This is a genomic window from Actinosynnema sp. NPDC023794 (assembly GCF_040639675.1).
Lineage (GTDB): Bacteria > Actinomycetota > Actinomycetes > Mycobacteriales > Pseudonocardiaceae > Actinosynnema > Actinosynnema luteola.
Map to the genome: position 1 here is coordinate 11,515 of NZ_JBFAFR010000033.1, position 25,183 is coordinate 36,697.

29 protein-coding genes and 1 pseudogene are annotated in these 25,183 nt (G+C 70.8%); 11 read left to right on the plus strand and 19 right to left on the minus strand.

The genetic code is table 11. The features are described 5' to 3' along the window. Nucleotides 1–40 precede the first annotated feature (40 nt). From AB0H12_RS38040 to AB0H12_RS38050, 3 genes are read left to right on the plus strand one after another with little or no spacing between them, the layout of a single operon-like run. Nucleotides 41–2,410 carry a phosphoketolase family protein gene (locus AB0H12_RS38040; RefSeq protein WP_499629675.1) on the plus strand — a complete coding sequence of 790 codons (2,370 nt, stop codon included), beginning with the start codon at nucleotides 41–43 and terminating at the stop codon, nucleotides 2,408–2,410. Next, nucleotides 2,410–3,483 carry an acetate/propionate family kinase gene (locus AB0H12_RS38045; protein WP_499629676.1) on the plus strand — a complete coding sequence of 358 codons (1,074 nt, stop codon included), beginning with the start codon at nucleotides 2,410–2,412 and terminating at the stop codon, nucleotides 3,481–3,483. The genes AB0H12_RS38040 and AB0H12_RS38045 overlap by 1 nt, the downstream gene beginning before the upstream one ends. A gap of 50 nt (nucleotides 3,484–3,533) precedes the next feature. Then, the gene (locus AB0H12_RS38050) at nucleotides 3,534–4,862 is read left to right on the plus strand and encodes an AlbA family DNA-binding domain-containing protein (protein WP_499629677.1); all 1,329 of its coding nucleotides are present in this window, start codon (nucleotides 3,534–3,536) and stop codon (nucleotides 4,860–4,862) included. A gap of 10 nt (nucleotides 4,863–4,872) precedes the next feature. On the opposite strand, the gene pflA is transcribed toward AB0H12_RS38050, so the two are convergent. From pflA to AB0H12_RS38065, 3 genes are read right to left on the minus strand one after another with little or no spacing between them, the layout of a single operon-like run. Beyond that, nucleotides 4,873–5,598 (minus strand): pyruvate formate-lyase-activating protein, encoded by a 726-nt coding sequence (gene pflA, locus AB0H12_RS38055; RefSeq protein ID WP_499629678.1) that lies wholly within the window; start codon nucleotides 5,596–5,598, stop codon nucleotides 4,873–4,875. Then, complete coding sequence (gene pflB, locus AB0H12_RS38060) at nucleotides 5,598–7,844, minus strand: formate C-acetyltransferase (RefSeq protein WP_499629679.1); 2,247 nt, start codon at nucleotides 7,842–7,844, stop codon at nucleotides 5,598–5,600. Before pflB ends, pflA begins: the two co-directional genes overlap by 1 nt. Further along, nucleotides 7,841–8,878 carry a zinc-dependent alcohol dehydrogenase family protein gene (locus tag AB0H12_RS38065; RefSeq protein ID WP_499629680.1) on the minus strand — a complete coding sequence of 346 codons (1,038 nt, stop codon included), beginning with the start codon at nucleotides 8,876–8,878 and terminating at the stop codon, nucleotides 7,841–7,843. The genes pflB and AB0H12_RS38065 overlap by 4 nt, the downstream gene beginning before the upstream one ends. Before the next feature lie 155 nt (nucleotides 8,879–9,033). On the opposite strand from AB0H12_RS38065, the gene AB0H12_RS38070 reads away from it, so the two are divergent. Continuing rightward, entirely contained in the window at nucleotides 9,034–9,546 is a 513-nt protein-coding gene (locus AB0H12_RS38070) for a flavodoxin family protein (RefSeq protein ID WP_499629681.1), read from the plus strand. Nucleotides 9,547–9,779: 233 nt separating this feature from the next. Next, complete coding sequence (locus AB0H12_RS38075; RefSeq protein ID WP_499629682.1) at nucleotides 9,780–9,983, plus strand: CBS domain-containing protein; 204 nt, start codon at nucleotides 9,780–9,782, stop codon at nucleotides 9,981–9,983. On the opposite strand, the gene AB0H12_RS38080 is transcribed toward AB0H12_RS38075, so the two are convergent. The 6 genes from AB0H12_RS38080 to AB0H12_RS38105 form a co-directional block, all read right to left on the minus strand. Next, a complete protein-coding gene (locus tag AB0H12_RS38080) occupies nucleotides 9,935–10,699 on the minus strand; it encodes a DUF6544 family protein (RefSeq protein ID WP_499629683.1) in 765 nt (254 codons plus the stop codon). The two genes, AB0H12_RS38075 and AB0H12_RS38080, sit on opposite strands and share 49 nt — an antisense overlap. A 248-nt stretch (nucleotides 10,700–10,947) precedes the next feature. Continuing rightward, nucleotides 10,948–11,538: a hypothetical protein gene (locus AB0H12_RS38085; protein ID WP_499629685.1), complete on the minus strand. Its 591-nt coding sequence runs from the start codon at nucleotides 11,536–11,538 to the stop codon at nucleotides 10,948–10,950. 118 nt (nucleotides 11,539–11,656) lie between these two features. After that, entirely contained in the window at nucleotides 11,657–12,103 is a 447-nt protein-coding gene (locus AB0H12_RS38090) for a hypothetical protein (protein ID WP_499629687.1), read from the minus strand. 32 nt (nucleotides 12,104–12,135) lie between these two features. Then, nucleotides 12,136–12,399 carry a DUF4342 domain-containing protein gene (locus tag AB0H12_RS38095; RefSeq protein ID WP_499629689.1) on the minus strand — a complete coding sequence of 88 codons (264 nt, stop codon included), beginning with the start codon at nucleotides 12,397–12,399 and terminating at the stop codon, nucleotides 12,136–12,138. A 19-nt stretch (nucleotides 12,400–12,418) separates the two neighbouring features. Next, nucleotides 12,419–12,688 (minus strand): DUF1876 domain-containing protein, encoded by a 270-nt coding sequence (locus tag AB0H12_RS38100; RefSeq protein WP_499629690.1) that lies wholly within the window; start codon nucleotides 12,686–12,688, stop codon nucleotides 12,419–12,421. 11 nt (nucleotides 12,689–12,699) lie between these two features. Beyond that, on the minus strand, nucleotides 12,700–12,921 hold the full coding sequence (locus AB0H12_RS38105) for a DUF7455 domain-containing protein (RefSeq protein ID WP_499629692.1): 222 nt from the start codon (nucleotides 12,919–12,921) through the stop codon (nucleotides 12,700–12,702). Nucleotides 12,922–13,171: 250 nt separating this feature from the next. On the opposite strand from AB0H12_RS38105, the gene AB0H12_RS38110 reads away from it, so the two are divergent. From AB0H12_RS38110 to AB0H12_RS38125, 4 genes are all read left to right on the plus strand, one after another. Continuing rightward, nucleotides 13,172–13,723, plus strand: a complete 552-nt coding sequence (locus tag AB0H12_RS38110; protein ID WP_499629694.1) for a DUF6069 family protein — start codon at nucleotides 13,172–13,174, stop codon at nucleotides 13,721–13,723. Nucleotides 13,724–13,727: 4 nt separating this feature from the next. After that, complete coding sequence (locus AB0H12_RS38115) at nucleotides 13,728–16,049, plus strand: heavy metal translocating P-type ATPase (protein WP_499629696.1); 2,322 nt, start codon at nucleotides 13,728–13,730, stop codon at nucleotides 16,047–16,049. A gap of 51 nt (nucleotides 16,050–16,100) precedes the next feature. Next, complete coding sequence (locus AB0H12_RS38120) at nucleotides 16,101–16,454, plus strand: hypothetical protein (RefSeq protein WP_499629698.1); 354 nt, start codon at nucleotides 16,101–16,103, stop codon at nucleotides 16,452–16,454. 133 nt (nucleotides 16,455–16,587) lie between these two features. Next, complete coding sequence (locus AB0H12_RS38125; RefSeq protein ID WP_499629700.1) at nucleotides 16,588–16,776, plus strand: hypothetical protein; 189 nt, start codon at nucleotides 16,588–16,590, stop codon at nucleotides 16,774–16,776. Nucleotides 16,777–16,824: 48 nt separating this feature from the next. Here AB0H12_RS38125 and AB0H12_RS38130 read toward each other — a convergent pair whose 3' ends face one another. Genes AB0H12_RS38130 through AB0H12_RS38150 form a run of 5 tightly spaced genes read right to left on the minus strand, consistent with a single transcriptional unit; the run spans nucleotide 16,825 to nucleotide 20,052 of the window. Next, nucleotides 16,825–17,490, minus strand: coding sequence for a LiaF transmembrane domain-containing protein (locus AB0H12_RS38130; RefSeq protein ID WP_499629702.1), 666 nt, complete (start codon nucleotides 17,488–17,490; stop codon nucleotides 16,825–16,827). Between the two features lie 30 nt (nucleotides 17,491–17,520). After that, the gene (locus AB0H12_RS38135; protein ID WP_499629704.1) at nucleotides 17,521–18,321 is read right to left on the minus strand and encodes an ABC transporter permease subunit; all 801 of its coding nucleotides are present in this window, start codon (nucleotides 18,319–18,321) and stop codon (nucleotides 17,521–17,523) included. Beyond that, nucleotides 18,311–19,210 carry an ABC transporter ATP-binding protein gene (locus AB0H12_RS38140; RefSeq protein WP_499629706.1) on the minus strand — a complete coding sequence of 300 codons (900 nt, stop codon included), beginning with the start codon at nucleotides 19,208–19,210 and terminating at the stop codon, nucleotides 18,311–18,313. Before AB0H12_RS38140 ends, AB0H12_RS38135 begins: the two co-directional genes overlap by 11 nt. Then, entirely contained in the window at nucleotides 19,207–19,797 is a 591-nt protein-coding gene (locus AB0H12_RS38145) for a hypothetical protein (protein WP_499629708.1), read from the minus strand. The genes AB0H12_RS38140 and AB0H12_RS38145 overlap by 4 nt, the downstream gene beginning before the upstream one ends. A gap of 33 nt (nucleotides 19,798–19,830) precedes the next feature. After that, a complete protein-coding gene (locus tag AB0H12_RS38150) occupies nucleotides 19,831–20,052 on the minus strand; it encodes an SHOCT domain-containing protein (RefSeq protein ID WP_499629710.1) in 222 nt (73 codons plus the stop codon). 146 nt (nucleotides 20,053–20,198) lie between these two features. On the opposite strand from AB0H12_RS38150, the gene AB0H12_RS38155 reads away from it, so the two are divergent. After that, nucleotides 20,199–20,570, plus strand: a complete 372-nt coding sequence (locus AB0H12_RS38155; protein WP_499629712.1) for a PLD nuclease N-terminal domain-containing protein — start codon at nucleotides 20,199–20,201, stop codon at nucleotides 20,568–20,570. 87 nt (nucleotides 20,571–20,657) lie between these two features. Beyond that, entirely contained in the window at nucleotides 20,658–21,659 is a 1,002-nt protein-coding gene (locus tag AB0H12_RS38160; RefSeq protein ID WP_499629813.1) for a hypothetical protein, read from the plus strand. A gap of 52 nt (nucleotides 21,660–21,711) precedes the next feature. Here the strand turns inward: AB0H12_RS38160 and AB0H12_RS38165 are convergent. From AB0H12_RS38165 to AB0H12_RS38185, 5 genes and pseudogenes are all read right to left on the minus strand, one after another. After that, nucleotides 21,712–21,888 (minus strand): annotated as a pseudogene (locus AB0H12_RS38165) (ATP-binding cassette domain-containing protein); the annotation flags it as partial. After that, nucleotides 21,836–22,327, minus strand: coding sequence for a universal stress protein (locus AB0H12_RS38170; protein WP_499629714.1), 492 nt, complete (start codon nucleotides 22,325–22,327; stop codon nucleotides 21,836–21,838). The gene AB0H12_RS38170 and the pseudogene AB0H12_RS38165, both read right to left, overlap by 53 nt. Nucleotides 22,328–22,439: 112 nt before the next feature. Further along, entirely contained in the window at nucleotides 22,440–23,441 is a 1,002-nt protein-coding gene (gene gap, locus AB0H12_RS38175) for a type I glyceraldehyde-3-phosphate dehydrogenase (RefSeq protein ID WP_499629716.1), read from the minus strand. 179 nt (nucleotides 23,442–23,620) lie between these two features. Next, entirely contained in the window at nucleotides 23,621–23,776 is a 156-nt protein-coding gene (locus AB0H12_RS38180) for a hypothetical protein (RefSeq protein WP_499629718.1), read from the minus strand. A gap of 359 nt (nucleotides 23,777–24,135) precedes the next feature. Continuing rightward, nucleotides 24,136–25,131 (minus strand): Acg family FMN-binding oxidoreductase, encoded by a 996-nt coding sequence (locus AB0H12_RS38185; protein WP_499629720.1) that lies wholly within the window; start codon nucleotides 25,129–25,131, stop codon nucleotides 24,136–24,138. Between the last annotated feature and the right edge of the window lie 52 nt (nucleotides 25,132–25,183).

Below are 25,183 nucleotides of genomic sequence, written 5' to 3' on the forward strand. Positions count from 1 at the left end.
GCTGGGAACCATCACCCCGAGACTTGGTCAGGAGAGCGAGATGTCGCAGCAGCCGGAGAACAGCGCGCCGGACTTGTCGTTGGTCGACGCCTACTGGCGGGCCGCGAACTACCTCTCGGCAGGGCAGATCTACCTGCTGGACAACCCCCTGCTCGCCGAGCCGCTCACCCCGGGGCACATCAAGCCCCGCCTGCTCGGCCACTGGGGCACCACGCCCGGCCTGAACTTCGTCTACGCCCACCTGAACCGGGTGATCAACGACCGTTCCCAGGACGTGCTGTTCGTGACCGGTCCGGGTCACGGCGGCCCCGCGCTGTTGGCCAACACCTGGTTGGAGGGTTCCTACACCGACACCCACCCGAACGTGCAGCGCGACGGCGAGGGGATGCGCAAGCTGTTCCGCCAGTTCTCGTTCCCGGGTGGCGTGCCGAGCCACGTGGCGCCCGAGGTTCCAGGCTCGATCCACGAGGGTGGCGAGCTGGGCTACTCGCTGGCGCACGCGTTCGGCGCGGCGTTCGACAACCCCGACCTGGTCGTGGCGTGCGTCATCGGCGACGGTGAGGCCGAGACCGGGCCGCTGGCCGCCAGTTGGCACGGCAACAAGTTCCTCGACCCGGTGGGTGACGGCGCGGTGCTGCCGATCCTGCACCTCAACGGCTACAAGATCGCCAATCCGAGCCTGCTGGCGCGCATCCCGCACGACGAGCTGGACTCGCTGCTGCGCGGCTACGGCTACGCCCCGTTCTACGTGGAGGGCGACGACCCGGCCGTGCTGCACCCGCGCATGGCGCAGGTGCTGGACGAGGTCATGGACGAGATCAGGCGCATCCAGCTGACCGCCCGCGCCGGCGGCGACGTCGAGCGCCCGCGGTGGCCGATGATCGTGCTGCGCACACCCAAGGGTTGGACCGGGCCATCCGAAGTGGATGGTGTGCCGGTGGAGGGCACGTGGCGCTCACACCAAGTACCCCTCGCCGGTGTCCGCGACAACCCCGACCACCTGCGGCAGCTGGAGGCATGGTTGAAGTCCTACCGGCCGGAGGAGCTGTTCGACGCCGACGGCAGTCCCAAGCCCGAGCTGCTGGCCCTCGCCCCGCGCGGGGAGCTGCGCATGGGTTCCACCCCCCATGCCAATGGCGGCCTGCTGCTGCGGGAACTGCGGATGCCCGGCACCACGCCGTACTCGGTCGAGGTGACCAAGCACGGCACCACCACCTCCGAGCCGACCCGCGCGCTGGGCCGCATGCTGCGCGACATCATGACCCTCAACGCGGACGAGAAGAACTTCCGCGTGTTCGGCCCGGACGAGACCGCGTCCAACCGGCTCGACGCGGTGTTCGAGGTGACCGCGAAGCAGTGGCTGGCGGAGAAGCTGCCCACCGACGAGCACCTGGAGACCAACGGCCGGGTGGTGGAGGTGCTGTCGGAGCACCTGTGCCAGGGATTCCTGGAGGGCTACCTGCTGAGCGGGCGGCACGGGCTGTTCAACTGCTACGAGGCGTTCACCCACATCGTGGACTCGATGTTCAACCAGCACGCCAAGTGGCTCAAGACGCACCGCGAGATCGACTGGCGGCGCCCGGTCGCGTCGCTGAACTACCTGCTCTCGTCGCACGTGTGGCGGCAGGACCACAACGGCTTCTCCCACCAGGACCCGGGCTTCATCGACCACGTGATGAACAAGAAGGCCGAGGTGGTCCGCGTCTACCTGCCCGCCGACACCAACACCCTGCTGTCGGTGGCCGACCACTGCCTGCGCAGCCGCGACTACGTCAACGTCATCGTCTCGGGCAAGAACTACACCCCCGACTGGCTGTCGCCCGAGGAGGCGGCGCTGCACTGCGCCCGCGGGGCCGGGATCTGGGAGTGGGCGGGGACCGATGACGGCCTGACCGAGCCGGACGTGGTGCTGGCCTGCGCGGGGGACGCGCCGACGTTGGAGGTCATGGCCGCGGTGGCCCTGCTGCGCGAACACCTGCCGGAGTTGAAGGTGCGGGTGGTCAACGTGGTGGACCTGATGCGCCTGCAGCCCGAGACCGAGCACCCGCACGGCATGCCCGACCGCGAGTTCGACGCCCTGTTCACCCCGGACAAGCCGGTCCTGTTCGCCTACCACGGCTACCCGTGGCTGATCCACCGGCTGACCTACCGCCGCACGAACCACCACAACATCCACGTCCGCGGTTACAAGGAGGAAGGCACCACCACCACACCGTTCGACATGCTGGTCCTCAACGACATGGACCGCTACCGACTGGTCATCGACGTCATCGACCGGGTGCCGGGCCTCGGTGCCAAGACTGCCGGACTGCGCCAGCGGATGCAGGACCAGCGCACGCGCCACCACGCCTACATCCGGGAGCACGGCGAGGACCTGCCCGAAATCCGCGACTGGACCTGGTCCTACTGATGAACGTGCTCGTGGTCAACGCGGGCTCGTCGAGCCTGAAGTTGTCGGTGCTGGGAGAGGACGACACCGTCCTCGCCCAGCACCACGTCGAACGGTGGGACGGCACCCCCGATTTCGACCTCTCCTTGCCGCTCGTGGACGCCGTGGGCCACCGCGTCGTCCACGGCGGCACCCGGTTCACCGCCCCGACCGTCATCACCCGCGACGTGCGCCGGGAGATCGCAGGCCTGACCGAACTCGCGCCGCTGCACCAGCCTGGGGCGTTGGCGGGCATCGACGCGGCCAGGGCGCTGCTCCCCGACGTGCCGCACGTGGCGTGCTTCGACACCGCGTTCCACCGCACCCTGCCCGCCGCCGCGGCCACCTACCCGCTGCCCGCCGAGTGGCGTGCACGCTGGGACCTGCGCCGCTACGGCTTCCACGGCCTCTCCCACGCCTACGCGGCCAGACGAGCGGTCGAGCTGGCGGGCAGCGGCTCGCGCGTGGTGACCTGCCACCTCGGCGCGGGCTGCTCACTGGCAGCCGTCCACGACGGCCACTCGGTCGACACGACCATGGGGTTCACCCCGCTGGCCGGCCTGCCCATGGCCACCCGCAGCGGCGACGTCGACCCCGGCCTGCTGCTGTGGCTGTCCGACCGCCTCGGCGTCGACGAGGTGGCAGACGGCCTGGCCCACCGCTCCGGTCTGCTCGGCCTGTCCGGATGCGCCGACCTGCGCGACGTCCACGCCGCGATCGCCTCCGGTGACTCCGACGCCGTGCTGGCCCTGGACGTGTTCACCCACCGCCTGCGCCAGGGCATCGCCGCCATGGCCGCGTCGATGGGCGGCTTGGACCTGCTGGTGTTCACCGGCGGCATCGGTGAGCACGATGCGGTCGTCCGTGCCCGTGCCCTCGAAGGACTGGAGTTCCTGGGTCTGCGCCTCGACCGGCACCGCAACGCCACCGCCCACGTCGACAGCCGCATCACCACCGATGTGTCGGTGGTGTCAGCCTGGGTGGTCGCAGCGCGCGAGGACGCCGAGATCGCCGCCGGCACCCGGACTGCCTTGAGCGTCCGCCCGAGGTCCTGACTCCGTTTACACCTGGCTACGACACGTCGAACAGCAGATACTTCTCCGCCATGGTGGCACTCCGCTCACGCCGGCTCGAAACCCTGCTCGGAGCTACGATCAGCTCCGTCACCCACAGCCAGGTCGTCGCACTCGCTCAAGGTCGGGTGGCCGAGGATTACGACCTCGATTTCAAGAGCGAGCTCTACGGCACGTCGGACAGCGCGAAGCGCTCGTTGGCGGTGGACGTGGCGGCGATGGCCAACACCGCTGGTGGTCTGATCATCCTCGGCATGGATGAGGACGATCAGGGGCATGCCTCGACTCCCACCTACGTCGAGGTCACCGACGCGGAGATCAATCGCATGCATCAGGTGCTGGCGGTACAGGTGGCGCCGCTTCCGCGTCTCGACGTGCGAGCTGTGCAGAACACGGATCGACCGGGCACCGGCTTCATCCTGATCGCCGTGCCGCGAAGCCCGCTCGGCCCGCACGCCGTGGTGGTCAACGACTCGCTGCGCTATCCGCGGCGGCACGGTCGGACGACGACCTACCTGTCCGAGTCCGACGTCGCGCAGGCCTACCGCGACCGGTTCACCGGTCTGCAGAGCCGCTTCGACGTCGCGGTCCAGCACGAGAAGTACCTGGTCGATCGCATGAACACGAGTACCTCGGTCTACGCGGTGGTGACACTCGTACCCGATCTCGACGGACACGTCGAGATCGACCGTGCGGGTTTCGAGGCGTTCCAGCTCGAGACCGCGGGGCGCACACCGCTGTTGGTGCACGGCGACTCGTGGGGCCGTGCCTCCGTCGGCCCGGACAGGTTCATCGCCGACATCGGTTACCGCGACCCCGACGACGCGGGCGATGTGCTCTTCCACGCCCTCGCCTGTGCGTTGCACAAGACGGGTGCCGGATCCATCGCCATTGAGGTGAGCAGGCGTGAACAGCCCGGAGATGACGCCGAGATCGACGACGAGTGGTTGGTCGTGACGATCGCGAGTGGGATTCGTTTCCTGGCCGGGCACGCCCGTGATCGCGCCGCGGCGGCGGGGACCGCATCGCTTCGGGCGACGGTGGTGCCGATCAGCACGCAGAGCCGGGCAGTGCTGACGCACAGGCGTCCGTACGGTCGATCGCAGCGGTTGGGATCCCAGAGGGTCGGCGACCTGGCAGCTGCGACCGTGCTGGCGGACGTCGGTGACCTCGTCGACGACGGGGCAAGCCTGCTCTCCGCGACCCACGGTCTGTGCGCCGGCCTGATGCAGGGGTTCGGCTTCCCGGAACCCCTGCAGGTAACCAGTGCCGGAGAGCTGCGACGTGATTACTGGAGCCGTTACAGCGTCGGAGATCCGGACGAGTTCGCCGCGAGGAACCGGCTCACCTTCGAGCCGTGACCAACCCTGCTCATGCCGCCAGACCGTGCGCCAGGAACTGCTCTCGCACTCGGTCGACCAGCTCCGCGTCCGGCGTCGGGGTGTCGGCCAGCAGGAACGGCAGGCCGATGGCCCTGTACTTCGGTGCGCCCATCTTGTGAAAGGGCAGCACGTCGACTCGTTCCACACTGTCCAAGGTGGACACGAATGACGCGATGCCCTCGACGTTGTCGATCGCGTCGGTCAGGCCCGGGACCAGGACGAACCTGATCCACATCGGCTTGCCCCGGTCCGACAGTCGGCGGGCGAACTCCAGGGTCGGCGCGACCTCGCCGCCGGTGACGTGGCGGTAGGTCGCCGGGTCCCACGACTTGATGTCGAGCAGCACCAGGTCGGTGTCGGCCAGCAGTTGGTCGGTGGCCCGGTCGCCGAGGAAGCCGGAGGTGTCCAGGGCGGTGTGCAGGCCCATGCCCTTCACGGCGTGCAGCAGTTCGGCGGTGAACGCCGGTTGCAGCAGCGGTTCGCCGCCGCCGATGGTCACCCCGCCCCCTGCGACCTGGATGAACCGGCGGTACTTCTCGATCTCGACGACGACCGAGTCGACGCTGACGCGCTGCCCGTACCGCGCGAACCGGGTCTCGGGGTTGTGGCAGTACAGGCAGCGCAGCGGGCACCCGGCGGTGAACACGACGAACCGGGTGCCGGGGCCGTCCACCGCCGTGGCGAGGTCCCAGGAGTGTACGGTCCCGGTGGTCATCACAGTGCCCCGTGGAAGGTGCGGTTGATCACGTCGCGTTGTTGTTCGACCGTCAGGCGCACGAAGTTCACGGCGTAGCCGGACACGCGGATGGTCAGCTGCGGGTACCTCTCCGGGTGTTCCACGGCGTCGAGCAGCACCTCCCGGTTGAGCACGTTGGCGTTGAGGTGGAACCCGCCGGCGTCGGTGTAGGCGTCGAGCACGCCGACGAGGTTGGTCACCCGCTCCTCGGTGTCGCGGCCCAGCCCGTTCGGCGTGATGCTGGCGGTCAGCGAGATGCCGTCCAGCGCTTCGTCGTAGGGCAGCTTGGCGACCGACAGGGCCGCGGCGACCAGGCCGTGGCGGTCTTGGCCGTTCATCGGGTTGGCGCCGGGCGCGAAGGGCTCCCCCGCGCGCCTGCCGTCCGGGGTGTTGCCGGTGTGGCGGCCGTAGACGACGTTGGACGTGATGGTGAGGACCGACTGGGTGTGCACGGCGTGCCGGTAGGTCGGGTAGCCGCGAACGAGCGCCATGAAGTCCTCCACGAGTCCCACGGCGATGGAGTCGGCACGGTCGTCGTTGTTGCCGTAGCGGGGGAAGTCGCCCTCCACCGCGAAGTCGACGGCCAGACCGGTGTCGTCGCGGACGACCCGGACCTTCGCGTGCTTGATGGCCGAGAGGCTGTCGGCGACGACCGACAGCCCGGCGATGCCGCAGCCGAGCAGCCGTTGGGCGGGGTGGTCGTGCAGGGCCATCTCGATGCGTTCGTAGGCGTACTTGTCGTGCATGTAGTGGATGATGTTGAGCGCGTCCACGTACGTGCGGGCCAGCCAGTCGAGCATCCGGTCGAACGCCGCACGCACCTCGTCGTAGTCGAGGTACTCGCCCCCGATCGGAGGGCGGTGCGGTGCGACCTGCTCGCCGGTCATCTCGTCGCGGCCACCGTTGATCGCGTACAGCAGCGCCTTGGCCAGGTTGACCCGTGCGCCGAAGAACTGCATCTGCTTGCCGACCTTCATGGCCGACACGCAGCAGGCGATCGCGGTGTCGTCGCCGAAGCGGGGCCGGATCAGCTCGTCGTTCTCGTACTGGATGGAGCTGGTGTCCACCGACACTCTCGCGCAGAACCGCTTGAAACCCTTCGGTAGCGCGGGCGACCAGAGCACGGTCAGGTTCGGCTCCGGCGCGGGGCCCAGGTTGTAGAGGGTCTGCAGGAACCGGAAGCTGGTCCTGGTCACCAGGGGCCGACCGTCCTCGCCGATGCCGCCGATGCTCTCGGTCACCCAGGTGGGGTCGCCGGAGAACAGCTCGTCGTAGGCGGGGGTGCGCAGGAACCGCACGATCCGCAGCTTGATCACCAGGTCGTCGACCAGCTCCTGCGCCCGCGACTCGGTCAGCCGCCCGGCCTCCAGGTCGCGCTGGAGGTAGACGTCCAGGAACGTCGAGGTGCGGCCCAACGACATCGCCGCCCCGTTCTGCTCCTTCACCGCCGCCAGGTAGGCGTAGTACAGCCACTGGACGGCTTCACGGGCGGTAATCGCCGGGCGCGAGATGTCGTCGCCGTAGGACGCCGCCATCTGCTTCAGCTCGCCCAGCGCCCGGATCTGCTCGGCCAACTCCTCGCGGTCGCGGATCACCTCCTCGGTGGACGGCACGTCGTCGATCTCGGCGCGTTCGGCGCGCTTGGCGTCGATCAGCCGGTCCACGCCGTACAGCGCGACCCGCCGGTAGTCGCCGATGATCCGCCCGCGCCCGTAGGAGTCGGGCAGGCCGGTGACGACGCCGGCGCGGCGGGCGCGCTTGATCTCGTCGGTGTAGGCGTCGAACACTCCGTCGTTGTGCGTCTTGCGGTACTTGGTGAAGACCTCTTTGACGGCGGGGTCGAGCTCGTAGCCGTAGGCCTGCAGACCGGCCTCCACCATGCGCAGGCCGCCGTTGGGCATGATGGCCCGCTTGAGCGGCGCGTCGGTCTGCAACCCGACGATCAGCTCCTGTGCCCGGTCGAGGTAGCCCGGCCGGTGGGAGGTGATGGTGGACGGCGTGTGCACGTCCACGTCGAGGATGCCGCGCCGCCGTTCCTCGGCGAACAGCCCGGACAGATCGCGCCACAGCGACGCGGTCCGCTCAGTCGGCCCGACCAGGAATGTGTCGTCGCCCTCGTAAGGGGTGTAGTTGGCCTGGATGAACCCGCGCACGTCGATGTCGTGCCGCCAGTCCACGCCGCGGAACCCGGCCCATGCGTCCAGCCGTTCGTCCACCGCGGTCATCGCGTCAACACCACCTTGAGCGCGCCGGTCTCGCCGGCCCGCTCGAACACGTCGTAGGCGGTTTCCATCTCGTCCAGCGCGAACCGGTGCGTGGTGAACCGATCGGCGTCCAGACGCCCGCCCGCCAGCATCTTCAACAGCGTCGGCGTGGTCACCGTGTCGACCAGGCCGGTGGTGATGGTGACGTTGCGGATCCACAGCTGCTCCAGGTGCAGCGTGGCCGGCTTGCCGTGCACGCCGACGTTCGCGACCCGGCCGCCGGGGCGGATCAGCCGCGTGCACAGCTCGAAGGTCTCCGGCACGCCTACCGCCTCGACCGCGAGGTCCGCGCCCATCCCGCCGGTCAGCTCGAACACCACGCGCTCGACGTCGTCGGCCGCGTTCACGGTCACGTCCGCGCCGAACTGCTTGGCCGCCTCCAGCCGCGACTCGGCCAGGTCCACCGCCACGACGTGACCGGGGCTGTAGAGGCGCGCGGTCTCGATCGCGGCGAGGCCGATCGGCCCGGCTCCCACGACGACCACCGTCTGACCGGGCTGCACCTTCCCGTTGAGCACGCCGACCTCGAACGCGGTGGGCAGGATGTCCGACAGCATGACCGCGGCGGCGTCGGTGACACCGTCGGGCAGCGGATAGGTCGAGGTGTCCGCGAACGGCACCCGCACGTACTCCGCGTGCGTGCCGTCCACGGTGTGGCCCAGCACCCAGCCGCCACCGCCCAGGCACTGCCCGTACGCACCGGTCCGGCAGTATTCGCACCGACCGCACGCGCTGATGCACGACACCAGCACCCGGTCACCGGGCTTGATCCCGGTGACCGCCGCACCGACCCGCTCGACCACTCCCACACCTTCGTGGCCCAGGATCCGGCCGGGCTCGACCTCGGGCACGTCCCCCTTGAGGATGTGCAGGTCCGTGCCGCAGATCGTGGCCGCGGTGATCCGCACGATCACATCGGTCGGGTCGACCAGTTCCGGGTCGGGCACGTCCTCCCACGCCCGTCGGCCGGGACCGTGATAAACGAGCGCCTTCATCGTCTCCTCCTCGAATTCCGTCCACTTCGAGCGTCCACCCGGGCCGGTCCGCGGGGCAGGGTCCGAGGTCCCGGGTGGTCAGGGCTGTTGGCCGCTGTCGACAGGTCCGCGGGAGGGGCAGCGTGGTGAAGCGACGAGGAAAGGCGGTACCGGTGATGGCACGGGCACTCGTGGTCTTCGAATCCATGTTCGGCAACACCAGGGCGGTCGCCGAGGCGGTGGGCGCGGGCTTGGCGGGAGGCAGGCAGGTCGACGTCGTGGAGGTCGCCGCGGCGCCGGACGTGCTGCCCGATGACGTCGACCTGCTCGTGGTCGGCGCGCCGACGCACGCGTTGAGCCTGAGCCGGGCCTCCACCCGCAAGTCCGCGTCCGACCAGGCGACCGGGGAGATCGTGTCGCGGGGACGCGGCGTGCGCGAGTGGCTCGACGCGCTCGCACCCGCCGACCGCACGGTGAGCGCCATCGCGTTCGACACCAAGGTCAAGGTGGGGTGGCTGCCGGGCTCGGCGGCCAAGGCGATCACGAAGCGCCTGCGCCGGCTGCGCTTCACCGTCGCGGGCGCGCCGGTGTCGTTCTATGTCGGAGGCACCCCGGGCCCGCTGCTGGACGGCGAGGTCGACCGTGCGACGGCCTGGGCCCGGACCATCCGCGCCACCAGCCGCACGTGACCCCCTGGTTGTCGGGGTCATACGGCCCCGACGACCGGCATCGCGGCAATCACCGGCGGCACCGCTACAGACGGTGAACAGCTGGTGGTCGCCGCGCGCGGTTTTCCCTCTGGTGTGCCGGTACGGCACCTCGGACATGGGCGACGAGGAATTGCCGCCTACCGCGTGCCGGGCCGCACCGGGAACGGAGATCACCGGATCGGAAGACGATCTTGATGAAAGCCCAGGACTTGATGACCCGCCCTGTGGTGGGCGTGCGGCCGGACATGGTCGCCGAGGACGCCGCGCGACTGCTGGTGAAGCACAGTTTCACCATGCTGCCGGTGATGGCCGGGAGCGGTCGGCGTGGAGGTTGCCGAGCACTCCCGGCACCGCTTGAGGCGGACGCTCACCCGGAGGCGTTCGGGCGGGTGGGGCAGTCGGGCACCGTGCTGTAGGTGATGTCGGCGGTGGTGTAGTCGAACTGGGCGTAGGCGAACGGCCCGTCGGGCAGGTGCCAGACCGCGGTGCCGCGCCGGGGGCGCATGCGGCCGGCGACCAGGGACCAGCCGTCGACCGGGGTCGACCAGCGGGTCCTGACCAGGCCTTCGGGCAGGTCCGCCCAGCGGTCTTCGGTGGTGAACTCGCGTGGTGCGCCGCGGTCGTCGACGGTGACCTGCGCGGTGACGGTGTTGTCGTGGTCGGTCAGGGCGAGGCCGAAGGTGTGGTCGTCGATCGCGGTCCACTCGACGGGCAGGCGGAGCAGCATCGACGGTGCCAGTAGCACGGCGTCGTTCAGGAACGTCACGAGCTCGCCGAGGTCGAACTCGCGGCCCTGGCCGTCGGCCACCGGGAACAGGCCCAGGGCGGTGGCGTGCATCCGGCCGTGCCCGTGCTCGTAGACGTCCTCCGCCCGCACCGGGACGATGTGGGCGAGCTTGAGGCGCATCCGGAATTCGCGGGTCAGATCGGTGGCGTCGTTGTGCTGTTCGCTGGTGCAGGCGATCCAACTCCGGTTTGGGCGCGTCCGGAAGAAGCCGTGCGCGGTGGCGTGGAACGACACGTCGGCCGGACGGCCCAGAACGCGAGTGAACCTCAGGTAGCGCTGCGCCGGCTCGGGCAGGTGTGCGATGTCGTCCGCGGTGACAGGACCGGTGTGCATCGTGCTCGTCATTGGTGGCACCTCCGCCTTCGAGCCTGCTCACCCCGTTGGGTGGGAGGCAGTGCCGAAGGCAACCGTCGGGAAAGGACTTCCGTCATGCCGGTGAGCCGCTCGCGCTGTCGACCACGCACGGCCGAGCACCTCGAGATGGACGTGGTCGGCGGGAACACCCCGGCTCGGCATCGCCTCCTGTCGTGACCACTACCCGCGCGGCGCGTCGGAGCGGGCGGACCGACGAGGTCCGCCCGCTCCTGTGTCGGTCACCGCAACCAGGCGTGGTCGCGGACCACCGGCAGGGTTGCCCACCAGCGGCCGAGGCCCCAGGTGGCGCCCGCGCCGGTGAGGGCGACGGCGATCAGCGAGACGGCGTAGACGACGTGGTAGTCGATGATCGGGTTGGTCGACATGCTGGGCTCGCCGGCCGAGGTGAACTGGGCCAGCGGCCACTCGGCGGCCCACATGAGCAGCATCATGAGCGTGCCGGCGATCGCAGCGGGGCGGAGGCCGACTCCCGCGACGACGGCGACGCCGATGGCCAGCAGGCCGAGCATGAACAGCCAGTCGGCCCACCAGGCGCCGGCCATGGCGTGGAAGGTCGACTCGAACGGGCCGACCGCGACCCGGCTGAGGAACCCCTTGGTGGGCGAGCCTCCGTTGATCCACGCGTTGGCCGCCTTGGTGGCGTAACCCAGGCCGAAGACCTTGTCGAGGAACGCCCACAGGAACACGAACCCGGTCGTGATCCGCAGGACCGCGAGCGCGATGGCCCCGGCGTCGGCGCGGACCGCCGTCGTGGCGGTCGCACGGGCCGCGGTTCCTGTCGCAGCAGTGGAGTGGCTGAACGCTGTCATGGCTTCTCTCCTCTTGCTCTGGTTGTCGGCATGAGCTTCGCGCCGGCGGCGGTTGTGCGACGCGGGCGAAGGTCCCTGATCGACGAGGACGTCCGGCACCACGATCGGGAGTCGGCCGTCACGGGTCGACGTCCGGCGCGACCAAGGCGTGCAAAAGCTTGACGAGCTGCACCACGAGCGCGATCGACACGGCGATGAGCACGATCGTCAACGTCGTGCGCGTGATCGTCGTCCACGGGATTTCCGCGTCGTCGAACCGGAAGGGCCACACCGCCGACATCGACGTCAGCGCGGCCAGCGTCGCGGTCGTCGTCAGCACGTCACCCAGCAGCACCAGCCGCCGTCGGGGGAACAGCGCGCAGAGCGTGGTGACGACGACGCCCAGTGCAAGCCCGACGTTGACCCACAGGACCACGTCGACCGCGTCCTCGGTGAGGAATGCAACGGCGCGCCACCCGGGGGACACGTTGATCAGGACCAGCAGGACGACGTCGACCGCCGCGCCGACCAGGTAGCCGACACGTGGTCCCGCCGTCGCGGACGTGCGGATCGATGTGCTCGTCATCGTCTCCTCCCACCTCGCACCCGGTCGATCGGTCAGGTCTGCGGTGGCTCGTGGCGCTCGACGTCGATCGACCACTCGCTCGCCAGGGCCGCGATCGCCGCGACGGCAGTCACGACGGGGGCCACGACCGCCGCGACGACGCCGGCCGTCACGGGGATCTCCATCACGGTGTGGCCCTTGCCGTCCTTGATGACCAGCCGCCGGACGTTGCCCTCGTGGAGCAGTTCCTTGACCTTCTCGACGAGCGCTTGCCCGCGCAGGCGCGTGGTGTCGCGTGTTTCCAGCTGCTCGGTCATGTCGAACCTCCGTTCCCGGTCACCTGGTCAGGTGCGCCGGCTCGTGGGTGACGCCCTCGATGTCGGACGTCGCGGCGTCGAGGAGTTGGTGCGCGAGGTCGGACAGCGCCCTCGCCGTGGCGAGTTCGTCACCGATCTCCGGGATGTCGGTGTCGGCGGGGTTCAGCCTCGCCGTGCCGACACCGACCAGGTGCGTGTCGTCCCGCGTGTGCAGACGCGCCTTCGCCCTGGTCTTGTCGTCGTGCTCGTCGATGGTGATGTCGACGCGCCACTGCTTGGTCTCTCGCATCGGGTCCTCCTTCACGCCGGTGTCCGGGGCCGGGCGTTGCGGTGTTCGACGTGGTGCTCGATCCGCACGGCGACGCGCTCCAGCGCGGCTCGGTGGCGGCGTTCGTGGTGGTCGCAGAACGTCAACTGACCGTCCGGCAGCACAACGCGCACCCGGGCACGTGCGCCGCACCGGTCACACCGGTCTACGACGGGGTTCAGAGCGGTCGTGATGGTGTCGAGCGCGGTGGTCATGGCGTCCTTCTCTCTTCTGTGTCTTCCAGAGTTCTCGCGGACGGTGCGGCGGCACAGGGACCTTCGGCTCGCCTCGGTCGGGATCCGACCGCGATCGGCCGGGACCTCGGGCACTGGGGACGGCTGTGGCGGGGGCCGAAGCTGAAGGTGCTCGTGCGGAAGTCCTCGGCCGAGTGCTGGCAGGACGGCGCGCGAGGACATGCCCGTGTCGGTGTGTCACGGGTGTCACGCCTGCCCTGAGGAGGGCGTCATGACCGATCGCATGGACGACTACCGCACCCGACACCCGGGCCAGAGGAAGGACTTCCTCGTCACGTGGCCCCCGGAGAACGACCGTTCGGAGACCGCGGTCCTCCCGGCCGGACGGTCCACTTCGGCGCAGGGGTTCCACGCCGGGCGGTTGTGGGCCGGGGGAGCGGCGACCGCGCTGGTCGCCGGACTGCTCGCGGTCGTCGGCATCCTGGCCGCCCGCGGGCTGCTCGACGTCGCCGTGCTCGCGCCGAAGGGTGAGGGCACTTGGGGCAACGCCAACACCCTGACCTACGCCCTGGTTTCCGCGCTGTGCGCGTTCGCGGCCACCGGGCTGATGCAACTGCTGTTGACGACCACCCCGCGGGCGGTCCGATTCTTCACTTGGATCATGCTGTTGCTCACGGCGATAGCCGTGGTGCTGCCGCTGAGCCTCGACGTCGGCACTGAGAGCCGCGTCTTCACCGCCGTGCTCAACGCCGTGATCGGCATCATGATCACCGCGTTGTTGTGCGGTGTCGCGGGCAGCGCCCGCCGACGGTGGAGCGCTTGATCCGATGTCACCCGATCGACCTCGACCTTCCCGCGAGCTGCTGCTGCTGATCGTGGTGACCGCGTTGCTCGCCGGAGGCGGGGTAGCCCGGCTGTCCGGCACGGTCCCGGCGACCGTGCTGTGGGCCATCGCGGACGGTGTGGCCCTGGTTCCCGCGGTCGTCTGGGTGGTGGCGGACCTGCGTGCCGGTCGCTGGGGTGCCGACCTGCTCGCCGTGCTCGCCCTGGGTGGCACGGTCGCGGTGGGCGAGTTCCTCGCCGGGGCGATCATCGCCGTGATGGTGGCCACGGGACGGCTGCTGGAGACCGCGGCACGGCACCGGGCCGGCCGTGACCTCTCTGCCCTGCTGGAACGGGCGCCCAGCCAGGCGCACGTGCGGCTGGGCGGCCGGGTCGACACGGTGGCGATCGGCGACGTCCGGCCGGGCGACCGGCTCGTCGTGCTGCCCGGCGAGGTCGTGCCGGTCGACGGTGTGATCCTCGACCGCGGCGTGTTCGACGAGTCGGCGCTGACCGGGGAGGCCGCACCCGTGACGCGCGGGCCCGCGGACTCCGTGCGCAGCGGTGTCGTCAACGCCGGTGCCGCCGTGGACCTGACCGCGTCGGCCACGGCCGAGGCCAGCACGTATGCCGGTGTGGTGCGGTTGGCTCGTCAGGCGGCGGCGGGCAGCGCGCCGGTGGCTCGGCTGGCGGACCGGATCGCGGTGTGGTTCCTGCCCGCGGCGCTGCTGCTCGCCGCGGTCGCCTGGGCCGTGACAGGGGATCCGGAACGCGCGGTGGCGGTGCTGGTCACGGCCACGCCGTGCCCGCTGCTGCTGGCGGTGCCGATCGCGGTCACGGGCGGTATGTCGCGGGCGTCGCGGGCCGGTGTGGTGGTCAAGGACGGCGCGGCACTCGAGCTCCTGGGCCGGGCGAGTGCGCTCGCCATGGACAAGACCGGCACGGTGACCGAGGGCAGACCGGAAGTGATCGACGTGGTCTGCGCCCCCGGCGTGGACGCCGAGGACGCTTTGGCGCTGGCCGCTGGGGTCGAGCAGTACTCGCCGCACGTGCTCGCGAGCGCCGTCGTGCGCGCGGCCGAGCGGGCCGGCGCCGATCCGACGCCCGCCACATCGGTGGTCGAGGAACCCGGGCGCGGTGCTTCGGGGCTGGTCGGAGGGCGGCGGGTGCTGGTCGGGCGCCTGTCGGCGAGCACGCCGCTGCCCGAGTGGGCACGCGGCGCGCAGCGCCGGGGACGGCTCGACCTGGCCGGCACGGTGTGGGTCGAGCGCGACGGTGAACCGGTGGCGGTGCTGCTGGTCCGTGACCGGATCCGGCCGGACGCCGCCCGCACGATGCGGAGGCTGCGCGCCATCGGCCTGCGCCACGTCGTGCTGCTCACCGGCGATCGGGTCGACAACGCCACCGAGGTCGCCGCGATGCTCGGCGTGGGCGAGATCCAGGCCGAGGCGAGCCCGGCGGACAAGATCGAGCGGGTGGAGGCGTCACGGGCAGTCGGGGTCACGGTCATGGTGGGCGACGGGATCAACGACGCGCCGGCCCTGGCCGCCGCGGACGTCGGGGTCGCCTTGGGGTCGAGAGGGTCCACTGCGGCGGTGCAGGCGGCGGACGCGGTCATCTTGGACGACCGGATCGACCGGTTGGTCGACGCGGTCGAGATCGCCCGCCGATCGCGCCGGCTGGCGCTGCAGAGCGCCGGCCTCGGCACCGCACTGTCCCTGCTCGCGATGTTCGCCGCCGCGTTCGGCCTGCTGGTCCCGATCGCCGGCGCACTGGTGCAGGAGGCCATTGACGTGGCGGTGATCCTCAACGCGTTGAGGGCCCTGCGCGGCCGGGCCCGGCACCACGTCCCCCGTGACGCCGACCGGCTGCTGCACCGGTTCGCGCACGAGCACGGGGAGCTGCTCGCCGCGCGCAGCGCCGTCCGGCAGGCCGCCGACGCGCTGTCCGCAGGAGCGTGCCCGGAGGCCGACGCCGCCATCCGCCGCGCCCACCACCTGCTCGCCGAGCGGATCCTGCCGCACGAACGAGCGGAGGAGACCGAGCTGTACCCAGCGCTGGCCCGGATCCTCGGCGGTCCGGAGAGCACGGTCACGATGAGCCGCGGCCATACCGAGATCGAGCGCTTGAGCCGCAGGCTGGACCGGCACCTGCGCGAATCGCCCGACGGCATCGAACCGGACCAGGTGGACGACGTGCGAGCCACCCTCTACGGCCTGGACGCCGTGCTGACGCTGCACTTCGCCCAGGAAGACGAGGCCTACTTCACCCTCGCCTCGACCGAAGGGCGGACTCGCACCCGACTTGCCGCGGACAACGGACGGTGAGCCCGTGGCCGAGAGAGACTGATCATCGATGACCGCCTGCCGACCTGGGAGGTGGAGTTCACCGCGCAGGTAGTGGTCTTGGCTCCAGCGGAGGCCACCTGGCGGGCCGTGCGTGATCTCGACCTGCTGGGCGTGCGCACCTCGCTGCTGGACGCGGCCGCGTGGGTTCGCGGCCTTCCGGCGAGGTTCAGCCCCAAGCCCGCGGTCGGGCTGACAGCGCTGTCCTTCGGCGACATCCACGGAATGGCCGGCTGGGTCGGCCTCGGTGAGCGGGAGGGCCGTGAGATCGCCGTGGGCGCGGTGGGCAAGTACTGGCAGCCTGACATCGAGTGGCGCGATGTGCCGGCCGAGTGGCGAGGACCGACGACGCCTCGCGTCCGCGGTTCGCCCGGTACTGGTGGCTGATCCGGCCGTTCGTCGGCCACATCATGCGGGCGACCGTGCGCGCCATCGTCCGCTCCGCGCAGCGCACCGGCTGAGCCCTGGTCCGCTCGAGAACGGGCGCGCCGTCAATCCTCCGCGCGCCAACGAGGGCAGGATGTCACTTCTTGTGTTCGGCGCGTCGGCCGGGATGCGGGTGGTTGGATTGCCGCGAACGAGCCGCCCCTGGCTCGGGGTGTGCGAACGCATCAACATCGGCGGTTACCTGCTGTGGACCGCGGTGTTCGCCGTCGTCCTCCTGAGCGCCCGCGACACCGCCGAGCCGCGCCGGACTCCGCAGCCCTGAGGCCACCCGACCGAACGAGCGCGACAGTCGCGCACGGGTTCGAGCGGACTACTTCGGGTCGTTGCGGACGTCGATGCCGCCGAAGATGGCCGTGGCGTTGACCTTGAGCAACGGCGCGTCGGGATCCATCGCGGTGTCGCGCTCGGTGTTGTCGTCGTAACCGCCGAAGAACGGCAGTCCGCCCAGCGACACCCGCCACGCCCGCGGGACCAGCACTTCCACGCCGCCGAACAGGGCGAAGGCGTCGACGTAGGCTTCGTCGTCGATGTGGGCGTCGCGGAGGTCGAGCGTCGCGCCGCCGAACACCGCGGACACGGCCGCGTGGGTCAGGTGTTCGGCACGGCTGCGCACCTTCGTGCCGCCGAACAGCGCCACGGGCGCACCGGTGTCGTCGCGGTGGTCGGCCGTGTGGCGGGTCCGCAGTCCGAACAGGACGGCGGACCCGACCAACAGGAGCACGACCGGCCACAAGAGGCTGCCGGTGGTCCACTCCTGGCGGTCGGCCAGCAGCACGAGCCCGATCGCGGCGACCACGCCCGGGCCGAGGGAGACGTGCTTCTGGGCGATCATGGCCGTGACGCCGACACCGATGACGCCGACCGGCCACCAGTCACCCAGCGCGGCGCCGAAGTCCAGGGTGCCCGTGGCGTCGAGGACACCGAGCACGCCGAGCGTGACCAGCACCGTGCCGATCCAGATCCGAACGGGTTTCATGACGGCTTTCCTCTCTCGTCCTGGCGTCGTTCACCGTCGGACGTCGTGGCGCTGGAACGTGACGACGGCCGCGGCCAGCAGGATGGCGGTGACCAGCAGCAGCACCGCGAACCCGCCCCAAGCGGGGTGGCCTGCCAGGGCGTCGTCGATACCGGCGTGGTGGAACGGCGAGAGCACGCGCCAAGGTTGCACGTCCTCGCTCAGCGCGGACAGGGCGTCGAGCAGGAAGGCGGGCATCGCGACACCCACCGGCACCGCCACCGCGAACCCCGGACGTCCGGTGCCCGCGCCGACCAGCAGGGCGAGCGCCCCGAACGGCAGGGCGACCACCGCCGCGGCGGCGCACGCGACCAGCAGGTCGGGGATCGGCACGTCCAAGCCGACCGCCCGGCCACCGACGACGAGCGTCACCGCCAAGGCCGACGTGACGGCCAGCAGGTTCGCCAGGATCGCGAGCGCTTTGTCCGCAAGCACCCTGGTGCGGGAGATGGGGTTGGCCAGCAGCAGGTCCAGCGTCCCGGCCCGCTCTTCGGTCGCGGTGGCGCGGGCGGCCTGGCCGATCACCACCCCGAGCAGCACCAGCGGGGCCAGGAAGCCGAACACCTCGGCCTGCACGTACCCGACCCCGCTGGTGAACGAGCCCTGCACGCCGAAGAGCGCCTTGAACGCCTCCGGGTAGGCGTCGAGCAGCTGGTCGAGGTCGCCGCGGGCATTCCGGACCGCCGGGTAGACGGCCAGCTGCAGGCCGACGCTCGCCACGAGGACGGCGCCCCAGCCCAGCGCGCTGCTCCGGTTGTCCCGCAACGACTTCGTGATCAGCTCAGCGGTCACGGTCCTCACCCTCCACGTAGTCGAGGAAGATCTCCTGCAGGTCGGGTTCGTGGCTGGTCACGTTGACCAGCGGGAACCGCGACGCGACGCGCACCAGCTCGCCCACGGGTCCGACGACCCTGCAGTGCACCGAGGCGCCGTCGGCGCGCACGTCGCGCACGTCGGCGACGTTCTCGAAAGCGTCGGCCGGGACGGGCTCGGCGAAGTCGAACGTGAGCGCCCGCAACGCCTTTGCCTTCAGCGCGGCGACCTTCGCGTCCACCACCAGGCTGCCCGAGAGCAGGATGCCGACGCGGTCGGCCACCTGCTCGACCTCCGACAGCACGTGCGAGGAGAACAGGACGGTCCCGCCGCCGGCGGTGAACTCGCGCAAGTGCGCGTGGAACTCCCGCTGCGCCACCGGGTCCAGCCCGCTGGTGGGCTCGTCCAGGACCACCAGCTCCGGGCGGTGCAGGAACGCCTGTGTGATGCCCAGCTTCTGCCGGTTGCCCTTGGACAGCTCGCCCACGCGGCGCGCCAGGTCCAGGTCGAGCCGCTTGGCCAGCACGCGGGCGTCGGTCAGGTTCGGGTGATCGCGCAGGCCCGCGAACAGCCGCAGGTGTTCCTCACCGGTGAGCCGGTCGTAAAGCACCAGGTCGCCTGGCACGTACCCGATACGCTGCCGCGCCTGGACCGACCCGGTCGCGAGGTCTTCGCCGAAGAGCACGATCCGGCCCCGCGTGGGGCGGATCAGGTCCATCAGCAGGCGGATCGCGGTGGTCTTGCCCGCGCCGTTCGGACCGAGCAGCCCGTAGACCTCGCCGGCGTACAGGTCCAGGTCCAGCCGGTGCAGCGCCGGCCGGCGGCCGTAGTTCTTGGTCAGCTGCCTGGTGTGGACGACGACGGTCACCGGGAACCACCCCGCTCGGCGTGCTCCTTGATCGACCGCAGGACCGCGTGTTCCAGCATCGTGATGAACGGGCCGGCCAGGCGCCAGTAACGGCGCAGGCGCGTCCACGCCCGCGGGTCGGTCGCGGTGGTCCGCGTCTCGTAGGTCAGCACGGTGCGGCGTTGTCCGTAGGGGAAGACGGACAGCGAGCAGGCGACCTTGCCGTAGCCCGGCCGGGCGAAGTCGGGGAAGTCGCGTGCTTCGAGGTCGCGGACGTGCACGAACGGCCGCCAGAACGTGCCGATGGCGCCGAACACGATCTCGGTGTCCGGGAGTTCGCCGAGCCGGACCCAACCGGAGCCGGCGGGGATGTCGTCCAGGGTCATCCGGCTGTGCCAGGTGGGACGGCCCCTGAGCAGGTCGGGCAACCTGCGCGCCCACGTCACGATGTCCAGCACGGGCCCGTGGAGATCGCTGAAGTCGAGTCCGCGCAGGGCGCGGTAGGTGGTGGACGGGTCGGCGTCGACCACCACGTGCGCGGTGCGGGTGAAGTCGGGCCGCGGCGAGAGCCGGTCGATCAGCAGCGGTCGGGGGAGGGTGGAAGTCACGGCGGATCACCTCGGGTGGAAGGTCGGTCTTCGCTATCGGGTCCGCAGGAGGTCGCGTACCCGTTGGAACTCCTCCACGTCGATCTCGCCCCTGGCCAACCTCGTCTCCAGGATGCGCTGGGCGGAACCCGAGTCGTCCGGCGTGCGGCGCATCGCCAACACGGTGATCGCGACCGCCACGCCGAGCAGTAGCAGTCCGATCAGGACCGTCATCACGCCGCCGTAGCCGACGCCGTACCCGTTGTACCAGTGCATGACCACTCCTTTCCTCGACACCAGTAGCTCACCCCGCACCCCTCGGTGAATGCGGTCGAAGGCCCTCGACGAGCAGGGCACCAGGTCCGTCGACTGGAGCACAAGGACTCTGTGGCCAGGCGTGCCGCCGGAGGACGCTGGGCGGTATGAAGAGGCACAAGACCTGGCTGGAGATGACCTCGGCCCAGCGGCGCGGCATCCTGGCGCTGAGCGCGGTGGAGGTCCTGCTCGCGGGGGCGGCGTGGGCGGACCTCGCCCGCCGTCCCGCCGAGGCCGTCAACGGTCGCAAGCGCTGGTGGGCCGTGGCGATCGCGGTGAACTTCGTCGGCCCACTGGCGTACTTCCGCTGGGGCCGCAATGGGCACGCGGCCCGACCTCACCGGGACAAGGAGCGGTGGAGGCGCCACGAGCCTGGTACGGCAGCCGTCGTTCGAGTTTCCAGCTGGAGTTCGCGGTTGTGTCGGAGGGCGCCGGGGGCTCGCTTCGGCGCGGAGTTGGTGCTGTCGTCACCGTCCTGACCAGTACAACGGGTGGCTGAGGTCAAGGACGCGTTCACGAGCCGACGGATCTCGGTGACGGCCAGCTCGTTCACGGTCTGCTGGGCCGTGGTCGCCAGGACGGTGAGTGCGGCCGCCGCACCAGGTGGTCTTGGGCTCACGCTGTCGAGCGGGTCGGCGCCCCGGTGTTCCCGGCCGGTTGCCCGCGGCGGGCACGATGGTGGTGTGCCTCGGACATGGATCTGCGTACGACAGGTTCTGCTGACCCTCGGATTCCTGCTCGCCATCGTGGTGACCAGCGGCGGAGTGGCTTTCAGCTTCAGCTTCGGCTTCACCTGGCTCACTGTCCTGATCTCGTTGCCCCTGCTGGCCGGCGTGTTCGCCGGCGGGATGGTGTGGTTCATCGGCGAGCATTCGCTGGATGTCGAACCGAAGTGGATCGTGCCGGTGGCGATCGCCTCGGTCTGTCTGTTCTTCTACGCCCCGATCGGTCTGTCGCTCGCCTACCTGCACACGGCTGCGGATCGGGTGGCCGTCGTGGTCGTCGACGACGTCTACGGCGACTCCGCTCCGGACACCGATCAGAAGATTCGGGTCGCGGACGCCGGCACCGGCGCGGACCTCGGCGAGCTTGCCTACCACGCCGACCGGGACCTGCGGGTCGGCGACCGGCTGGAGGTCCTGGTCGATCCGCGGGGCCGGCTGCCGACGGAGGGCCCGGGGATGTCTCCCGCGATGCGCACGATGACCTACCTGTTCGCCGGCACCGGGTTCGGCGTGATGTTCCTGATCACCGGGTTGCGCATGCGCCGGGATCTGCGCCGCCATCGGCTCACCGGCTCCCGCCTGCCGTTCGCGGCGCCGGCGGACGCGCGAGACCCCGAACTCCGGCGGGAGTCGACGGCGGACGACCCGGACGCGCCGGAGTTCGACCCGCCCGATTCCGACGGTGTGCTGGAGCGGGCTGATCAGGGGGCGGTGGTGGTTCCTCCGGCGGTGCCCACGGCGACTCCGGCGGCGATCGCGGGGATTGAGCCGTCCGGGACGTGGGGCGTCGTCTCGGCGAGTGGTTCAACGGTCGGGCTTGCGCGGGCAGACCACGGCGCTTGACGTCGGCGGTCCTGGTGGACAGCCGCCCGCCGTCCACCAGGACCTCGCCCGCGTCCGGTTCGAGGATGCCGACGACCATCGAGATGGCGGTCGCCTTGCCCGCCCCGTTCGGGCCGAGCAGCCCGTAGGTCTCACCGGCGGCCAGCTCGAAGCTCAGGTCGTCGACCGCGACCAGGTCACCGAAACTCCTGCGCAGTCCGCGACAGGCGAGCACCGTCCGCGTTGTCATCGTCCTTCCCTTCCACCGGGACGATCACGACCGGGCAGTGGGCACGCCGCAGGCAGTGCGCGGCCACCGACCCGACGACCTCCAGTCCCGTCCTGCGGTAGCCGTGGCCACCCAGGACCAGGATGTCGGCGTCCTTCGACAGCTCCACCAGCACCGGTCCGGGACCGCCGGTCGGCACGAGCTGCTTTACGCCTTCGGCCTCGGGACCGACTTCCGCCACCGCCTCGCGCAGGAAGCGCTCGTGCAGGCCGCGGAACGCGTCCGGTCCGATCCCGAGAGGCGGCGTCCCACCTGTGGGCGGCACCGGGTGCACCTGGCACACCGATACCGCGGTCACCCGTGCGCCGCGCTCCTCGGCGTGCCGCACCGCCCACGCGAGCGCCGCCCTGCTCGCCGGCGACCCGTCCACGCCGACCAAGATCCTTTTGACGCCGTCCATGGCTCGGTCTCCTCTCCTCTGCGAACTCGGGGGTGTCACCGCGGCCAGGCGTAGCCGTGGAGGCGCAGTTCCGTGATCAGTGCCCCGAGGCCGGCCATGTCGAGCACGGCACTCACGGCAGCGTCCCGGCGATGTGGCGGACCAGGTCGATGGTGCGGTTGGCGTAGCCCCACTCGTTGTCGTACCAGCCGAAGACCTTCACGATCGAGCCGGTGGCCTTCGTCAGACCGGCGTCGAACACGCACGACGCCTGCTCGCCGATGATGTCGCGGGACACGACCGGCGCGGTGGTGTAGCGGAGGATGCCCTTGAGCCTGCCGTCGGCGGCCTCGGCGAACGCCCGGTTGACCTCGTCCACCGTGGCCGGCTTGTCCAGCAGCACGGTGAGGTCGGTGAGCGAGCCGTCCTCGACCGGCACGCGCACCGCGAGACCGTCGAGCCTGCCCGCCAGTTCGGGGATGACAAGACCGACCGCCTTGGCCGCGCCGGTGGAGGTGGGGATCATGTTGACCGCCGCCGACCGCGCCCGCCGGAGGTCCTTGTGCGGACCGTCCAGCAGCGACTGGTCGTTGGTGTAGCTGTGGATCGTGGTCATCAGGCCTTCGCGGATGCCGAACGCGTCGTGCAGCACCATCGCCATCGGCGCGACGCAGTTCGTCGTGCACGACGCGTTGGACACCACGTGGTGCAGGCGCGGGTCGTAGGTGTCCTCGTTGACGCCCATCACGATGGTGGCGTCCACGTCCTTGCCCGGCGCGGTGATCAGCACCTTGCGGACACCGCAGGCGAGATGCGCGCCGGCGGTCTCGCGGGTGCGGAACCGGCCGGTGGCCTCGATCACGACGTCGGCGTTCCAGTCGAGGTTCGCCGGGTCGGCCTCCGAGGTGACGCGCACCCGGTGGCCGTCGACCACCAGCGCGTCCGCCTCGGCGCTCACCGCGTGCGCCCACGGCCCGTAGGTGGAGTCGAACGCCAGCAGGTGCGCGAGCGCCTCCGGCGTGGTGAGGTCGTTCACCGCGACGATCTCGATGCCCGTGTCGCCGCGGTCGAACACCGCCCGCATGACGTCCCGCCCGATCCGCCCGAACCCGTTGATGCCAACCCGAACCGTCATCGCGTCCTCCTCCGGTTGTCCTTCGATGCTCGTCCCGTCCGGTCGGCGCGGGGAGTGGCGAAGGTCCTCGCCTGCCGGTCCGTGGGTCCCTGGTGGGGGCAGCAGATCCTGGGTAGCTGCTCGCCGACGAGGACGTCCACGATCCGCGACGAGCCGACCAGGGCCCGTGCCCCCGTCGATCACCCGGCCGTCCCGACGCCCTCCTGCAGGGCGTGCATGGCCGGCGGCGCGGACGCCGGTGCAACGAGCACCACCAGGCAGCCCTCGTCGGCCTCCACGATCCCCACGGTGGCCCCGGGCGCGGGCGCCAGCCCGCCCGAGCTGGGGGCGGGCACCTCCGCGACCGGAACCTCACCCTCGCGAAGGTGGTGGTCTCGCAGGGGGTGGGGGAGGACGCGCACCCGGCCGGAGTCCGGGCCGGGTGTCGCGCCCAAGCCGGCGACGGTCGGAGCGGTGAGGGGAAGCTGCTCCGCGTCGCCTGGCAGAGTGGTGATCGGTCCGAATCGGACGAACCGGGTGCGGCTGTCCGCGATCACCCACTCGACGTCCAGTGGTGTGGTGCCCTGGGTCGTGGTCGCCGATGGTGTCGGTGAAGTGCTGTCGTGCCCGTGAACGACCTACCGGCGGTGTCCTCGGTCGTGGCGGACGACCGGGTGGCCACGGGTATGTCGTCATCCCGGCCTGGTGGAACCGCTCATCTCGGCTCCCACTGGTCGATGAGCTCGGTGACGGGCCGCCGGGGGGTCGGCGGCAGCGGGTCGGCGTTGAACGCGGCCCAGCCGACGAGCAGGAGGATCTGCGGGCATGATGTGCCGTCCAGGACATCGGTGCGCACCCGGTCCCTGGTCTCGGCGACCTCCAGCGGCTGGCTCAGCGGGCACGTCGCCAGGCCTGCCGCGGTGGCTTCCAGCAGGACCGCGCTCATGGCCTCGCCGGCGCGCAACAGCGACAGCCGGTCGTCCGAGGACGTGGCGAGCACCAGCAGCGACCCGCCGTCGTCGTCCCACTCGTCCATCCGCTTGTCGATCAGTTCACCGCCGGGGAACTCGCGCAGCCGCACGTCACCGTGCTGCGGCGCGCCGGACGGCGCGTTGGCCGCGGGTACACCGTCGACGTTCGCGTGGCCGCCGCTCCACCGGCGGGTCTCGGACCGGTAGGCGGGGTCCGCGTCCTGGACGGCCGCGGCCTTGCCGATCGCGGTGGCCAGTTCGAAGCGGTCACGGGTGCCGACCACCTCGTGGGCGATGGCGTCTTCCTCGGCGGCCCGCTTCGCCAGCAGGTCCAGCACCGGGCGGGGCACTTCCCAGGACGAGAAACGGCGGCGGTCGGTGCGGCGGCGGGGGATCGCGGCGGCCATCGCCAGGTCGGCGTCCGTGGGTTCCCGTCGCGCGAACTCGACCGCCGCGAGGTGGTCGGGGTCGGCCGGGTTGGGCAACCGGTGGACGATCGCGCGCCACCCGAGCGCGGCCAGCGCGACGCGCAGGTGGTGCAGCGCGGCGCCGCAGCTGAGCAGCAGGTCCGCGCCGCGCGGGTCGGTGGCGGGCAACTGACGGGACGGATCCGTGTACAGGTGCACGCTCCGGTCGCCCAAGCGCCACCGCCACGGTTGCGTGTTGTGCACCGAAGGCGCGCGGCAGGCCAGGGCCACCGCCGCTGCGATCGTTTCCTCGTCCGGCCGGCTGCGGTCCATCCGACTCACCTCCACGCTGTTCGTTCTGCGGATCGCTTCCGACCGTGGCATC